The 14932-nt window shown below is 62.5% G+C and carries 11 protein-coding genes and 1 pseudogene; all 12 read left to right on the top strand.

The window, feature by feature from the left end; translation table 11 throughout:
* Nucleotides 1-10: 10 nt before the first annotated feature.
* The 12 genes and pseudogenes from uppS to dnaE all read left to right on the top strand — a co-directional run bounded on the left by uppS (nucleotide 11) and on the right by dnaE (nucleotide 14898).
* On the top strand, nucleotides 11-766 hold the full coding sequence (uppS, locus tag ACN6NG_RS23450; protein WP_016485210.1) for a polyprenyl diphosphate synthase: 756 nt from the start codon (nucleotides 11-13) through the stop codon (nucleotides 764-766).
* Nucleotides 766-1581, top strand: a complete 816-nt coding sequence (locus ACN6NG_RS23445) for a phosphatidate cytidylyltransferase (protein ID WP_063426585.1) — start codon at nucleotides 766-768, stop codon at nucleotides 1579-1581. The genes uppS and ACN6NG_RS23445 overlap by 1 nt, the downstream gene beginning before the upstream one ends.
* Nucleotides 1578-2768: a 1-deoxy-D-xylulose-5-phosphate reductoisomerase gene (gene ispC, locus ACN6NG_RS23440; RefSeq protein ID WP_016501163.1), complete on the top strand. Its 1191-nt coding sequence runs from the start codon at nucleotides 1578-1580 to the stop codon at nucleotides 2766-2768. Before ACN6NG_RS23445 ends, ispC begins: the two co-directional genes overlap by 4 nt.
* A 70-nt stretch (nucleotides 2769-2838) precedes the next feature.
* Nucleotides 2839-4191, top strand: coding sequence for an RIP metalloprotease RseP (gene rseP, locus ACN6NG_RS23435; protein WP_474316479.1), 1353 nt, complete (start codon nucleotides 2839-2841; stop codon nucleotides 4189-4191).
* Between the two features lie 73 nt (nucleotides 4192-4264).
* Entirely contained in the window at nucleotides 4265-6628 is a 2364-nt protein-coding gene (gene bamA / locus ACN6NG_RS23430) for an outer membrane protein assembly factor BamA (RefSeq protein WP_169725101.1), read from the top strand.
* Between the two features lie 44 nt (nucleotides 6629-6672).
* Entirely contained in the window at nucleotides 6673-7176 is a 504-nt protein-coding gene (locus tag ACN6NG_RS23425) for an OmpH/Skp family outer membrane protein (RefSeq protein ID WP_012270843.1), read from the top strand.
* Between the two features lies 1 nt (nucleotide 7177).
* Nucleotides 7178-8233, top strand: coding sequence for a UDP-3-O-(3-hydroxymyristoyl)glucosamine N-acyltransferase (gene lpxD / locus ACN6NG_RS23420; RefSeq protein WP_474316476.1), 1056 nt, complete (start codon nucleotides 7178-7180; stop codon nucleotides 8231-8233).
* A 114-nt stretch (nucleotides 8234-8347) separates the two neighbouring features.
* The gene (gene fabZ / locus ACN6NG_RS23415) at nucleotides 8348-8788 is read left to right on the top strand and encodes a 3-hydroxyacyl-ACP dehydratase FabZ (protein ID WP_008094893.1); all 441 of its coding nucleotides are present in this window, start codon (nucleotides 8348-8350) and stop codon (nucleotides 8786-8788) included.
* Complete coding sequence (lpxA, locus tag ACN6NG_RS23410; RefSeq protein WP_016501159.1) at nucleotides 8785-9561, top strand: acyl-ACP--UDP-N-acetylglucosamine O-acyltransferase; 777 nt, start codon at nucleotides 8785-8787, stop codon at nucleotides 9559-9561. Before fabZ ends, lpxA begins: the two co-directional genes overlap by 4 nt.
* 1 nt (nucleotide 9562) lies before the next feature.
* Complete coding sequence (gene lpxB, locus ACN6NG_RS23405; protein WP_474316472.1) at nucleotides 9563-10690, top strand: lipid-A-disaccharide synthase; 1128 nt, start codon at nucleotides 9563-9565, stop codon at nucleotides 10688-10690.
* Nucleotide 10691: 1 nt separating this feature from the next.
* A pseudogene (rnhB, locus tag ACN6NG_RS23400) lies at nucleotides 10692-11270 on the top strand (ribonuclease HII); the annotation flags it as partial.
* A 103-nt stretch (nucleotides 11271-11373) separates the two neighbouring features.
* Nucleotides 11374-14898 (top strand): DNA polymerase III subunit alpha, encoded by a 3525-nt coding sequence (gene dnaE, locus ACN6NG_RS23395; RefSeq protein WP_197863499.1) that lies wholly within the window; start codon nucleotides 11374-11376, stop codon nucleotides 14896-14898.
* The last annotated feature ends 34 nt before the right edge of the window (nucleotides 14899-14932 follow it).

The raw sequence follows: 14932 nt of genomic DNA, 5'->3' as shown, positions 1-14932 counted from the left end.
GGGTTTCTTAATGGAAAAGACCAAGCCAGTGGCGCCGTCCTCGGTGCCGCGTCATGTCGCGATCATCATGGATGGCAACAACCGCTGGGCGAAAAAACGCCTGCTGCCCGGCGTTGCCGGGCACAAGGCGGGTGTCGACGCCGTTCGCGCGGTCATCGAGGTGTGTGCCAAGTCCGGGGTCGAGGTATTGACCCTGTTCGCGTTCTCAAGCGAAAACTGGCAGCGCCCCGCCGAAGAGGTCGGTGCGCTGATGGAGCTGTTCTTCTCGGCCCTGCGCCGTGAAGCCAAGCGCCTCAACGAGAACAACATCAGCTTGCGCATCATCGGTGACCGCTCGCGCTTCCATCCCGAGCTGCAGGCTGCCATGCGCGAGGCCGAGGCACTGACCGCCGGCAACAACCGCTTCATCCTGCAGATCGCGGCCAACTACGGTGGCCAGTGGGACATCGCCCAGGCCGCACAGCGGCTGGCGCGGGAAGTGCAAGCCGGGCACCTGCGCCCGGAAGACATCACCCCGGGTTTGCTGCAGACCTGCCTGGCGACTGGCGAGCTACCGCTGCCGGACCTGTGCATTCGCACCGGTGGCGAGCACCGCATCAGCAATTTCCTGTTGTGGCAGCTGGCCTACGCCGAGTTGTACTTCTCCGACCTGTACTGGCCGGACTTCAAACACGAGGCCATGCGCAATGCCCTGGCCGATTTCGCTTCGCGCCAGCGCCGCTTCGGTAAGACCAGCGAGCAGGTCGAGGCTGGAGCTCGTGCTTAATGCTTAAACAACGCATCATTACTGCGCTGATCCTGCTGCCGATCGCGCTGGGTGGCTTCTTCCTGCTCAACGGCGGGGATTTCGCCCTGTTCATCGGCTTCGTGGTGACCCTTGGCGCCTGGGAGTGGGCCCGCCTGGCCGGGCTGATGGCCCAGCCGCTGCGTATCGCCTATGCCGCGGTGGTCGCTGGCGCGCTGATGCTGCTGTACATCCTTCCGGAGCTGGCGCCCTGGGTGCTGGGTGCTGCGGTGATCTGGTGGGGGCTGGCCACCTGGCTGGTGCTTACCTACCCGCGCAGCAGCGAGCTGTGGGCCAGTGCGGCCTGCCGGTTGCTGATCGGCCTGCTGGTATTGCTGCCGGCCTGGCAGGGGCTGGTGCTGCTCAAGCACTGGCCGCTGGGCAACTGGCTGATCCTGTCGGTCATGGTGCTGGTGTGGGCTGCCGATATTGGCGCCTACTTCTCTGGCAGGGCTTTCGGCAAGCGCAAGCTGGCCCCGCAGGTCAGCCCGGGCAAGAGCTGGGAAGGCGTGTATGGCGGCCTGGCGGTCAGCCTGGCAATTACGTTGGCGGTCGGCATCAGCCGCGACTGGGGTTTCGGCCAGATCCTGCTGGGCCTGCTGGGTGCCGCGCTGCTGGTCATGGCCTCGGTGGTCGGTGACCTCACAGAAAGCATGTTCAAGCGCCGTTCCGGCATCAAGGACAGCAGCAACCTGCTACCTGGCCATGGCGGTGTACTCGACCGCATTGACAGCCTTACGGCGGCGATCCCGATTTTCGCCGTGCTGTTGTGGGCTGCCGAATGGGGTGTGATGTGAGCCGCCCGCAACGTATTACCGTACTCGGGGCCACCGGCTCCATCGGCCTGAGCACGCTGGATGTGATTGCGCGCCACCCTGATCGCTATCAGGTGTTCGCCCTCAGCGGGTATTCGCGGATCGACGAGTTGCTGGCCCTGTGTGTACGCCATCGCCCTGCGTTCGCGGTAGTGCCGAGCGCCGAGGCGGCCGTACGGCTGCGCGAAACCCTGGCAGCGGCCGGCTGCGCCACCGAGGTGCTGGAAGGCGAGGCCGGGCTCTGCCAGGTGGCTTCGGCAGCGGAAGTGGATGCAGTGATGGCAGCGATTGTCGGTGCCGCCGGCCTGCGCCCGACCTTGGCTGCCGTGGAGGCGGGCAAAAAGGTGTTGCTGGCCAACAAGGAAGCCCTGGTGATGTCCGGTGCGCTGTTCATCGAGGCAGTGCGGCGCAGCGGCGCCGTATTGTTGCCGATCGATAGCGAGCACAATGCGATCTTCCAGTGCATGCCCGGCGACTACGCTCGCGGCCTGAGCGCGGTTGGCGTGCGTCGGATTCTGTTGACGGCTTCCGGTGGCCCGTTCCGCGAGACACCGGTCGAGGCGTTGCTCGATGTGACGCCGGAGCAAGCCTGTGCGCACCCCAACTGGTCGATGGGGCGCAAGATTTCCGTGGATTCGGCCAGCATGATGAACAAGGGGCTCGAACTGATCGAGGCTTGCTGGTTGTTCGATGCCGCACCGGCCAAGGTCGAGGTGGTGGTGCACCCACAGAGTGTCATCCACTCCCTGGTCGATTACGTGGACGGCTCGGTATTGGCGCAGCTGGGTAACCCGGACATGCGCACGCCCATCGCCAATGCCCTGGCCTGGCCTGAGCGCATCGATTCCGGGGTGGCTCCGCTGGACCTGTTTGCCATCGCCCGTCTGGATTTCCAGGCGCCCGACGAACAGCGCTTCCCTTGCCTGCGCCTGGCGCGGCAGGCTGCCGAGGCCGGCAACAGCGCACCCGCCGTACTCAATGCGGCCAACGAAGTGGCGGTCGAGGCATTTCTTGAGCGGCGTATCCGCTTCCCGGAGATCGCGGGTATGATCGAACAGGTGCTCGATCAGGAGCCCGTTGTGCCGCTGCCGTCGCTGGACGCGGTGTTCGCCGCCGACCAGCGTGCCCGGGAGCTTTCCCGTGAGTGGCTGAGGCGTCACGGTCGCTGATGCAAGCCCGCCCAGGTTCGTGAGGGGGTTGGCATGATGCCGGCCCGCTGAACATCATTCGGAGATGGACATGACAGCGCTCTACATGATTATCGGCACCCTCGTGGCTTTGGGTGTGCTGGTCACTTTCCATGAATTCGGCCACTTCTGGGTGGCACGCCGCTGCGGCGTCAAGGTGCTGCGCTTCTCGGTGGGCTTCGGCACGCCGCTGCTGCGCTGGCATGACCGCCATGGCACCGAATTTGTGGTCGCAGCAATTCCGCTGGGCGGCTACGTGAAGATGCTCGACGAGCGCGAGGGCGAGGTACCGCCTGCGCTGGCTGATCAGTCGTTCAACCGCAAGTCCGTGGGCCAGCGTATCGCGATTGTCGCGGCGGGCCCGATTGCCAACTTCCTGCTGGCCATCCTGTTCTTCTGGGTGCTGGCGATGCTGGGTACCCAGCAGGTCCGTCCCGTGATCGGTACGGTCGATGCTGGCAGCCTGGCAGCATCGGCCGGGCTGACCGCAGGTCAGGAAATCGTTTCTATCGACGGCAAGCCGACCAACGGTTGGTCGGCGGTCAACCTGCAGCTGGTTCGTCGCCTGGGCGAAAGCGGCACGTTGCAGGTTGGCGTGCGCGACGAAGGCGCCACGGCCGAGCGCCAGCTGCAGGTCAAGCTGGACAGCTGGCTCAAGGGTGCTGACGAGCCGGACCCTATCCAGTCCTTGGGGCTGCACCCTTGGCGCCCGGCGATGGTGCCGGTGCTGGCCGAGATTGATCCGAAGGGGCCGGCTGCCGCTGAGGGCCTCAAGACAGGCGACAAGCTGCTGAGTGTCGATGGCGTGCCGGTGACGGAATGGCAGCAGGTTGTCGACAGCGTACGTGCCCGCCCGGACGCCAAAGTGGTCGTGCGTGTGGAGCGCGACGGCGCTGCCCTGGAGGTGCCGGTGACCCTGGCACGCAAGGGTGAGGGCAAGGCTGCCGGTGGCTATCTTGGCGCCGGGGTAAAAGGTGGCGAATGGCCTGCCAGCATGCTCCGCGAAATCAGCTACGGCCCGCTCGAGGCAGTGGGTGAGGGCTTGTCCCGTACCTGGAACATGAGCGTGCTGACCCTTGAATCGCTGAAGAAAATGCTGTTCGGGGAGCTCTCGGTAAAAAACTTGAGTGGACCGATAACCATTGCTAAAGTGGCGGGCGCTTCAGCCCAGTCCGGCGTGGGGGATTTCCTGAATTTCCTGGCCTACCTGAGCATAAGCCTGGGGGTTCTTAACTTGCTGCCCATCCCGGTACTGGATGGGGGGCATTTGCTGTTTTACCTGGTCGAGTTGGCGCGCGGTCGTCCGCTGTCAGATCGGGTGCAAGGTTGGGGGGTCCAGATCGGTATCAGTTTGGTCATAGGGGTGATGTTGCTCGCCCTGATCAACGATCTGGGTCGACTATAAAGCTTCGCTCAATTGCGAACCTGCCGCGTTGTCGCGGCAGGTTGTTTATTGCCAGTTGGAATAAAAGGACTTCATGAAACGTCTGCTGCTAACTGCGGTCATGTCCGCACTGATGATCGCTGAAGTTCACGCCGAGTCCTTCACCATCTCCGATATTCGCGTCAACGGCCTGCAGCGGGTTTCCGCTGGCAGTGTCTTCGGTGCCTTGCCGCTGAACGTCGGCGATCAGGCCGATGACCGCCGCCTGGTGGACTCGACCCGTTCCCTGTTCAAGACCGGGTTCTTCCAGGACATCCAGCTGAACCGCGATGGCAATGTGCTGATCATCAACGTGGTCGAGCGCCCGTCGGTGTCGAGCATCGAGATCGAAGGCAACAAGGCGATCAGCACCGAAGACCTGATGAAGGGCCTGAAACAATCGGGCCTGGCCGAAGGCGAGATCTTCCAGCGTGCCACCCTTGAAGGTGTGCGTAACGAGCTGCAGCGCCAGTACGTGGCCCAGGGCCGCTATTCGGCCGAGGTCGACGCCGAAGTCGTGCCGCAGCCGCGCAACCGCGTGGCGCTGAAGATCAAGATCAACGAAGGCACCGTCGCTGCCATCCAGCACATCAACATCGTTGGCAACAACGTGTTCGATGATGACACCCTGGGCCAGCTGTTCGAGCTGAAGACCACCAACTGGCTGTCGTTCTTCAAGAACGACGACAAGTATGCCCGCGAAAAACTGTCCGGTGACCTGGAGCGCCTGCGCTCGTACTACCTGGACCGCGGCTACATCAACATGGACATCGCTTCCACCCAGGTGTCCATCACGCCAGACAAGAAACACGTCTACATCACTGTCAACATCAACGAAGGCGAGAAGTACACCGTTCGCGACGTGAAGCTGTCCGGTGACCTGAAAGTGCCGGAAGACCAGGTCAAGTCGCTGCTGCTGGTGCAGCCGGGCCAGGTGTTCTCGCGCAAGGTGATGACCACCACCTCCGAGTTGATCACCCGCCGTCTGGGCAACGAAGGCTACACCTTCGCCAACGTCAACGGCGTGCCACAGCCGAACGACCAGGACCACACGGTCGACATCATGTTCGTGGTCGACCCGGGCAAGCGTGCCTACGTCAACCGCATCAACTACCGCGGCAACACCAAGACCGAAGACGAAGTGCTGCGTCGCGAAATGCGCCAGATGGAAGGCGGCTGGGCTTCGACCTACCTCATCGACCAGTCCAAGACCCGCCTGGAGCGGCTGGGCTTCTTCAAGGAAGTCAACGTCGAGACCCCGCCGGTGCCAGGCACTGACGACCAGGTCGACGTCAACTACAGCGTCGAAGAGCAAGCCTCTGGCTCGATCACCGCCAGCGTCGGTTTCGCCCAGAGCGCCGGCCTGATCCTCGGTGGTTCGATCAGCCAGAGCAACTTCCTCGGTACCGGTAACAAGGTGTCCATCGGCCTGACCCGTTCGGAATACCAGACCCGCTACAACTTCGGCTTCGTGGACCCCTACTTCACTGCCGATGGCGTCAGCCTGGGTTACAACGCCTTCTACCGCAGCACCGACTACGACGACCTCGACGTCGATGTGGCCAGCTATGCGGTGGACAGCCTGGGTGCCGGCGTCAGCCTGGGCTACCCGATCAGCGAAACCTCGCGCCTGACCTATGGCCTGAGCGTGCAGCAGGACAAGATCAAGACCGGTAAGTACACCGTTGACGAGATCTTCGATTTCCTTGACCAGGAAGGCGAGAATTTCCTGAACTTCAAGGCCTCGATCGGCTGGTCCGAGTCCACCCTCAACAAAGGCGTGCTGGCCACCCGTGGTCACTCGCAAAGCCTGACCCTGGAATCCACCATTCCGGGCAGCGACCTGTCGTTCTTCAAGCTCGACTACCGTGGCCAGCTGTTCCAGCCGATCAGCAACGACTACACCCTGCGCCTGCACACCGAGCTGGGCTATGGTGATGGTTATGGCAGCACCTCGGGCCTGCCGTTCTACGAGAACTACTTCGCAGGTGGCTTCAACTCTGTCCGTGGCTTCAAGGACAGCAGCCTTGGCCCGCGCAGCACCCCGAGCCGTGGGGCAGACGATCCCAACGGTAAGCCGGGTACTATCCGTGACCCGGATCAGGATCCGTTGCCGTTCGGCGGTAACGTGCTGGTACAGGGTGGTGTCGAGTTGCTGTTCCCGCTGCCGTTCGTCAAGGACCAGCGTTCGCTGCGCACCTCCGTGTTCTGGGACGTGGGTAACGTGTTCGACACCAATTGCGGCAACAAGCCTGATTGCGAGAAGGTCGGCTTCTCGGGCATGGCCAGTTCGGTCGGCTTGGGTGTGACCTGGATTACCGCACTGGGCCCGTTGAGCTTCAGCCTGGCAATGCCGGTCAAGAAGCCGGACGATGCCGATACCCAGGTGTTCCAATTCTCTCTGGGCCAGACCTTCTAAGGTCGGCCCTTGCTTAATGACAACGGTTTATCCAGGAGTGCATCGTGCGTAAATTGGCTCAACTGGCCGTAGTGGCCGCGGCGCTGGTCGCCACCCCGGCATTCGCCGAAATGAAGGTTGCCGTGCTGAACTATCAGATGGCCCTGCTCGAATCGGATGCCGCCAAGAAATACGCGGTCGATGCCGAGAAGAAGTTCGGTCCGCAACTGACCAAGCTGAAAAGCCTGGAAAGCAGCGCCAAGGGCATCCAGGACCGCCTGATCAAGGGCGGCGACAAGATGCAGCAGCAGGAGCGTGAGCGCCTGGAGCTCGAGTTCAAGCAAAAGGCCCGTGACTTCCAGTTCCAGTCCAAGGAACTGAACGAAGCCAAAGCCGTTGCTGACCGCGACATGCTCAAGCAGCTGAAGCCGAAGCTGGATGGTGCTGTCGAGGAAGTGATCAAGAAGGGCGGTTTCGACCTGGTCCTCGAGCGTGGTGCGGTCATCGATGTCAAACCTCAGTACGACATCACCCGCCAGGTCATCGAGCGCATGAACCAAGCCCGTTGATATGAGTGTGACCATGACGCTAGGCCAGCTGGCCGAGGCCCTCGGTGCCACCCTCAAGGGGCCCGAGGCGTTGCAGATTACCGGGCTGGCCACCTTGCAGGAGGCAGGCCCCGGTCAATTGAGCTTCCTCGCCAACCCGCAGTACCGCAAGTACCTGGATAACTGCCAGGCGGGTGCGGTATTGCTCAAGGCTGCGGATGCCGAAAGTTTCGCTGGCAATGCCCTGATCGTGGCCGACCCGTACCAGTCGTATGCGCGTATTTCCCACTTGTTCGACCCCAAACCCAAGGCTGTGGCGGGAATCCATCCCAGCGCCGTGGTGGCTGAGGACGCGCAGGTGGACGCCAGCGCCAGCATCGGGCCGTTCGCGGTGATCGAAAGCGGTGCGCACATCGAGGCTGATGTCTGCATCGGCGCGCATTGCTTCATCGGGGCGCGTTGCGTTGTAGGTGAAGGCGGCTGGCTGGCGCCGCGGGTGACGTTGTATCACGACGTCGTGATCGGCAAGCGCGTGGTCATCCAGTCGGGTGCTGTGATCGGCGGCGAAGGCTTCGGCTTTGCCAATGAGAAGGGTATCTGGCGCAAGATCGCCCAGATCGGCGGTGTCACCATTGGTGATGACGTGGAAATCGGCGTCAATACTGCCGTCGACCGTGGTGCGCTGTCCGACACGCGGATCGGCGACGGGGTCAAGCTCGACAACCAGATCCAGATCGCCCACAACGTGCAGATCGGTGACCACACGGCCATGGCCGCTTGTGTGGGCATTTCCGGCAGTACGCGCATCGGCAAGCATTGCATGCTGGCCGGGGGAGTGGGCCTGGTAGGGCACATTGATATTTGCGATAACGTATTTGTTTCAGGGATGACAATGGTAACCCGTTCGATCACTGAACCCGGTTCCTATTCATCCGGCACAGCCATGCAGCCTTTGGCTGACTGGCGCAAGAGCGCTGCGCGGATCCGCCAGCTGGATGACATGGCCAAGCGTCTTCAGCAGCTGGAAAAACGCGTCGATACCGTGACCTCAGGTGGCCTGCCGACATCAGAAGGCTGATACCATTCCCTGAGCAAGAGTGAACAGTCGCTAGCTGGCTCCTCTTTGGATTGCTAAAGGAGCGTGTGGTCAGCACCTGCGCTCCCTATTCTTATTACAGGCTTCCCCCCCGAAATGATGGACATCAACGAGATTCGCGAATACCTGCCTCACCGTTACCCGTTCCTGCTGGTGGACCGGGTGACGGATCTGGACTTCGAGGCCCAGAGCATTCGTGCCTACAAGAATGTCAGCATCAACGAGCCGTTCTTCAACGGCCATTTCCCGGCGCACCCGATCATGCCGGGCGTTTTGATCATTGAAGCCATGGCCCAGGCGGCCGGCATCCTCGGTTTCAAGATGCTCGATGCCAAACCCGCTGATGGCACCCTGTACTACTTCGTCGGTTCCGACAAGCTGCGCTTCCGTCAGCCGGTACTGCCGGGTGACCAGTTGGTGCTGGAAGCCAAGTTCCTCAGCCGCAAGAGCATGATCTGGAAGTTTGAATGCCGCGCCCTGGTCGACGGCAAACCGGTTTGCTCGGCACAGATCACATGCGCGGAACGCTCCCTATGAATTCGATTGATCCTCGGGCCATTATCGACCCGTCGGCCAAGCTGGCCGATGGTGTCGAGGTCGGCCCTTGGTCGATCGTTGGCCCCGATGTGGAAATCGGGGAGGGTACCGTTATCGGCCCGCATGTTGTGCTCAAAGGGCCGACCCGCATCGGCAAGCACAACCGTATCTTTCAGTTTTCCTCGATTGGCGAAGATACCCCGGACCTCAAGTACAAGGGTGAACCGACGCGCCTGGTGATCGGCGATCACAATGTGTTCCGCGAAGGGGTGACCATCCACCGCGGCACCGTTCAGGACCGTGCGGAAACCACCGTGGGCGACCACAACCTGATCATGGCCTATGCCCACATCGGCCACGACAGCGTCATTGGCAACCACTGCATCCTGGTCAACAACACGGCCCTGGCCGGCCACGTGCACGTAGGCGACTGGGCGATCCTGTCCGGCTATACCCTGGTGCATCAGTACTGCCATATCGGTGCCCACGCGTTTTCCGGCATGGGCACGGCTATCGGCAAGGACGTCCCGGCCTTCGTCACCGTGTTCGGCAGCCCGGCCGAAGCCCGCAGCATGAACTTCGAGGGCATGCGCCGCCGCGGTTTCAGCGACGAGGTGATCCACGTGCTGCGCCGTTGCTACAAGATTGTCTATCGTCAGGGCCTGACCGTCGAAGACGCGCTCAAGGAGCTGGCCGAAATGGCCGCGAAACACCCTGAGGTCGAACTGTTCCGTCAGTCGATCGTGAATTCCGCCCGCGGCATCACCCGCTGACATGGCCCCGCTTTGCGTAGCCTTGGTCGCAGGTGAGGCCAGCGGCGATATTCTTGGTTCAGGCTTGATGCGTGCCCTCAAGGCACGCCACCCCGACGTACGTTTCATTGGCGTTGGCGGCCCGTTGATGGAAGCCGAAGGCCTGCAATCATACTTCCCCATGGAGCGCCTGGCGGTCATGGGGCTGGTCGAAGTGCTGGGGCGCCTGCGCGAGCTGCTCAAACGCCGCAAGCTGCTGATCCAGACACTGATCGACGAAAAGCCGGATGTGTTCATCGGCATCGACGCCCCCGACTTCACCCTCAACATTGAACTCAAGCTGCGCCAGGTCGGAATCAAGACCGTGCACTACGTCAGCCCGTCGGTCTGGGCCTGGCGGCAGAAGCGCGTACTGAAGATTCGCGAAGGCTGCGACCTTATGCTGACGCTGCTGCCGTTCGAGGCGCGGTTCTATGAAGAGCAGGGGGTACCGGTGCGCTTTGTCGGTCACCCGCTGGCCGACACCATACCGCTTGAAACCGACCGCCCGGCAGCACGTGCTGCGCTGGGCCTGCGCGAGGGGCCGGTGGTTGCACTGATGCCTGGCAGCCGGGGTGGCGAGGTAGGGCGCCTGGGGGCGTTGTTCCTCGACGCCGCCGAGCGCCTGCAGCAGCAGGTGCCAGGCGTGCACTTCGTGCTGCCCTGCGCCAACGCCGCGCGGCGTGCCCAGGTCGAACAAATGCTCGAAGGGCGCCAACTGCCACTGACCCTGCTCGATGGCCAGTCGCACCAGGCCCTGGCGGCCTGTGATGCAGTACTGATCGCCTCGGGCACCGCCACCCTCGAAGCGCTGCTGTACAAGCGGCCAATGGTGGTGGCCTACCGCCTTGCGCCCTTGACCTACTGGATCCTCAAGCGCCTGGTGAAGAGCCCTTACGTGTCCCTGCCAAACCTGCTCGCCCAGCGTGAACTGGTGCCCGAACTGTTGCAGGACGCCGCCACCAGCGATGCCTTGGCCAACACCCTTGCGCCGCTGGTGCGCGATGGCAGCCAGCAGACCGAACGTTTCGACGAAATTCACCGCACCCTGCGCCGTGACGCCTCCAACCAGGCGGCCGAGGCGGTATTGGCCTTGCTCAAGGACCGCTGACATGCAAATTGGACTGGACTTCAACCTGGTCGAAGACCTGGTCGCCGGCGTCGACGAAGTGGGCCGCGGGCCGCTGTGCGGCGCGGTGGTGACCGCGGCGGTGATCCTTGATCCGGCGCGCCCGATCCTCGGCCTGAACGATTCGAAGAAACTCACCGAAGCCAAGCGCGAGGCGTTGTTCGACGAGATCTGTGAAAAGGCCTTGAGCTTCTGCATCGCCCGCGCCGAGGTCGACGAAATCGACCGCCTGAACATCCTGCAGGCCACGATGCTGGCCATGCAGCGTGCGGTGGAGGGTCTGCACATTACGCCGAAGCTGGCCCTGATCGATGGCAACCGCTGCCCGAAGCTGGCCGTGCCGGCGTCGCCGGTGATCAAAGGCGATAGCCAGGTGCCGGCTATTGCAGCTGCCTCGATCCTGGCCAAGGTAACCCGTGACCGTGAGATGAGCGCGTTCGAGCTGATCTACCCAGGGTATGGCATGGGTGGGCACAAAGGTTACCCGACCCCGGTGCACCTTGAAGCGCTCGCGCGCCTGGGGCCTACGCCCATCCATCGGCGTTCCTTTGCCCCGGTGCGTGCGGCCTGGGAAGCGCGCGAAGGGCTGCGAAGCAGCCCCAAAATCCCCGCCCATTTAAGCTACAATCCCGCCCTTGTCGTTAAGCACTGCTACAGGATCTTCCATGTCGGTTCCCTTCGTTCACCTGCGCGTCCACTCCGAATTCTCGCTGGTCGACGGCCTGGTGCGGATCAAACCGCTGGCCAAGGCGCTGGCCGGGATGAACATGCCGGCGGTGGCGATCACCGACCAGAGCAACATGTGCTCGCTGGTGAAGTTCTACAAGACTGCCATGGGTGCGGGCATCAAGCCGATCTGTGGTGCCGACCTGTGGCTGGCCGGTGCCGATCCGGAGGCGCCGCTGTCGCGCATCTGCTTCCTGGCCATGGACGCCAAGGGCTATCGCAACCTCACCGAGCTGATCTCGCGCGGCTGGACCGATGGCCAGCGTAACGGGTTGGTCATCCTCCAGCGTGAATGGATCGCCCCCGCCAGCGAGGGCCTGATTGCCCTGTCAGCGGGCAAGGAGGGCGATATCGGCATGGCCTTGTTGTCCGGCCGGCATGAAGAAGCCCAGGCCCTGCTGCAAGACTGGATGGGCATGTTCCCCGAGCGCTTCTACGTTGAAGTGCAGCGCACCAACCGCGCCCGCGATGAAGAATACGTGCACGCGGCGGTGGCCCTGGCCGACAAGCTTGGCGCCCCGCTGGTGGCCACCAACGACGTGCGTTTCATCAAGCAGGCGGACTTCGACGCCCACGAAACCCGCGTTTGCATTGGCGAGGGCTGGACCCTTGACGACCCGCGCCGCCCGCGTGGCTACAGTGACCAGCAATACCTGAAATCGTCCGAGGAAATGGCCGAGCTGTTCAGCGACCTGCCCGACGCCATCGCCAACACCGTCGAGATCGCCAAGCGCTGCAACATTCAGGTGCAGCTGGGCAAGCACTTCCTGCCCGACTTCCCCACACCGAACGGTATGGGCATTGACGACTACCTGCGGCTTGTGTCCCACGAAGGCCTGGAAGAGCGCCTGGCGGTGTTGTGGCCGAAAGACACCACACCCAATTACGAAGAGAAGCGCCAGGTGTACCTGGACCGCCTGAAGTTCGAGCTGGATATCATCATCCAGATGGGCTTCCCCGGTTACTTCCTGATCGTGATGGACTTCATCAAGTGGGCCAAGAACAACGGCGTGCCGGTCGGACCTGGCCGTGGTTCGGGTGCGGGCTCGCTGGTGGCCTACGTGCTGAAGATCACCGACCTCGACCCACTGGCCTACGACTTGCTGTTCGAGCGCTTCCTCAACCCTGAACGGGTTTCCATGCCCGACTTCGACGTCGACTTCTGCATGGATGGCCGGGATCGGGTGATCGAATACGTGGCCGATGCCTACGGGCGCAATGCGGTCAGCCAGATCATCACCTTTGGTACCATGGCCGCCAAGGCGGTAGTGCGAGACGTGGCGCGGGTGCAGGGCAAGTCATACGGGCTGGCCGACCGCCTGTCGAAGATGATCCCGTTCGAAGTGGGCATGACCCTGGAGAAGGCCTACGAGCAGGAAGAAATCCTGCGCGACTTCCTCAAGGGCGACGAGGATGCCCGCGAAATCTGGGACATGGCGCTGAAGCTGGAAGGCGTCACCCGGGGTACCGGCAAGCACGCCGGTGGTGTGGTTATCGCGCCGACCAAGCTCACCGATTTTTCGCCGATCGCCTGTGACGAAGAGGGCGGCGGCCTGGTAACCCAGTTCGACAAGGACGACGTCGAGGCCGCCGGCCTGGTCAAGTTCGACTTCCTCGGCCTGCGGACCCTGACCATCATCAAGTGGGCGATGGAGATCATCAACCGCGAGCAGGCCAAGAAAAACCTGCCAGATCTCAACATCGACTTCATCCCGCTGGATGACCGCAAGACTTACGAGCTGCTGCAAAAAGCCGAAACCACTGCGGTGTTCCAGCTTGAATCCCGTGGCATGAAGGAGCTGATCAAGAAGCTCAAGCCCGACTGCCTCGAAGACCTTATCGCACTGGTAGCGCTGTTCCGCCCGGGCCCGCTGCAGTCGGGCATGGTGGACGACTTCATCAACCGCAAGCACGGCCGAGCCGAGCTGGCCTACCCGCACCCCGATTACCAGTATGACGGCCTGCAGCCGGTGCTGGCGCCTACCTACGGCATCATCCTGTACCAGGAACAGGTGATGCAGATCGCCCAGGTGATGGCAGGCTACACCCTCGGTGGTGCAGACATGCTGCGCCGGGCCATGGGTAAGAAAAAACCCGAGGAAATGGCCAAGCAGCGTGGTGGCTTCATCGAAGGTTGCGCCAACAACGGCATCGATGCCGACCTGGCCGGTAACATCTTTGACCTGGTGGAAAAGTTTGCGGGTTATGGCTTCAACAAATCCCACTCCGCCGCCTATGGCCTGGTGTCCTACCAGACCGCCTGGCTGAAAACCCACTTCCCGGCGCCGTTCATGGCTGCCGTGCTGTCGGCGGACATGCACAACACCGACAAGGTGGTGGTGCTGGTCGAGGAGGTGCGCAGCATGAAGCTGCGCCTCGACGCGCCGGATGTGAACTTTTCCGACTTCAAGTTCACCGTCAACAACGATGGCCGTATCGTCTATGGCCTGGGCGCCATCAAGGGTGTCGGCGAAGGCCCGGTGGAAGCGATCGTCGAGGCGCGTGCCCAGGGCGGGCCGTTCAAGGACCTGTTCGACTTCTGTGAGCGCATCGACCTCAAGCGGGTCAACAAGCGCACCCTGGATGCGCTGGTGCGCAGTGGCGCACTGGACCGTCTTGGCCCGCACTTCCATGATGAGATCAAGGCCTACCAGGCCAACATCGACATCAACCGAGCAACCTTGCTCTCGGCACTGGGTGAGGCGATCAAGGCTGCAGAGCAGGCGGCTCACACCGCTGACAGCGGCCATGTCGACCTGTTCGGCAGCATGTTCGACGAGGTGGAAGTCGACGTCTATGCCAACCACCGCAAGGTGCGCGAGCTGACCCTCAAGGAGCGCCTGAAGGGCGAGAAGGACACCCTTGGCCTGTACCTCACCGGCCACCCGATCGATGAGTACGAGACCGAGATCCGCCGCTTCGCCCGCCAGCGCATCATCGACCTCAAGCCGTCGCGCGAAACCCAGACTATCGCCGGCATGATCATTGCCCTGCGGGTAATGAAGAACAAGAAGGGCGACAAGATGGGCTTCGTCACCCTGGATGACCGCTCCGGGCGCATCGAGGCTTCGCTGTTCGCCGATTCCTTCATGGCGGCACAGTCCTTGCTGCAGGCCGATGCGATGGTGGTCGTCGAAGGCGAGGTCAGCAACGACGACTTCTCCGGCGGCCTGCGCCTGCGGGTGAAGCAGGTGATGACCATGGAAGATGCGCGCACCAAGCTGGCGGAGAGCCTGCGCCTGAAGGTGGCACACGAGGCGCTCAAGGGCGACCGGCTGAAGTGGCTGGGTGAACTGATCACCCGCCATCGCGGTGCTTGCCCGATCACCCTGGAGTACACCGGCAGCGACGCCAAGGCCATGCTGCAGTTCGGTGAGCAGTGGTCTATCGACCCGGCCGATGGGCTGATTCAGGCGCTGCGTGACCAGTTCGGGCGTGAGAACGTCTTCCTGCAATATCGTTGAATCGACAAAAAATTTAATCTCGACCTGAATGCGC

It is taken from the genome of Pseudomonas sp. TSO6, assembly GCF_056098905.1.
This window is presented reverse-complemented; position numbering and strand designations above follow the sequence as displayed.

Bases quoted from the DNA above. Each gene is read 5' to 3' on its own strand.
- uppS (WP_016485210.1), top strand. From the start codon at position 11: ATGGAAAAGACCAAGCCAGTGGCGCCGTCCTCGGTGCCGCGTCATGTC.
- ACN6NG_RS23445 (WP_063426585.1), top strand. From the start codon at position 766: ATGCTTAAACAACGCATCATTACTGCGCTGATCCTGCTGCCGATCGCG.
- rseP (WP_474316479.1), top strand. From the start codon at position 2,839: ATGACAGCGCTCTACATGATTATCGGCACCCTCGTGGCTTTGGGTGTG.
- bamA (WP_169725101.1), top strand. From the start codon at position 4,265: ATGAAACGTCTGCTGCTAACTGCGGTCATGTCCGCACTGATGATCGCT.
- lpxD (WP_474316476.1), top strand. From the start codon at position 7,178: ATGAGTGTGACCATGACGCTAGGCCAGCTGGCCGAGGCCCTCGGTGCC.
- fabZ (WP_008094893.1), top strand. From the start codon at position 8,348: ATGATGGACATCAACGAGATTCGCGAATACCTGCCTCACCGTTACCCG.
- lpxA (WP_016501159.1), top strand. From the start codon at position 8,785: ATGAATTCGATTGATCCTCGGGCCATTATCGACCCGTCGGCCAAGCTG.
- lpxB (WP_474316472.1), top strand. From the start codon at position 9,563: ATGGCCCCGCTTTGCGTAGCCTTGGTCGCAGGTGAGGCCAGCGGCGAT.
- dnaE (WP_197863499.1), top strand. From the start codon at position 11,374: ATGTCGGTTCCCTTCGTTCACCTGCGCGTCCACTCCGAATTCTCGCTG.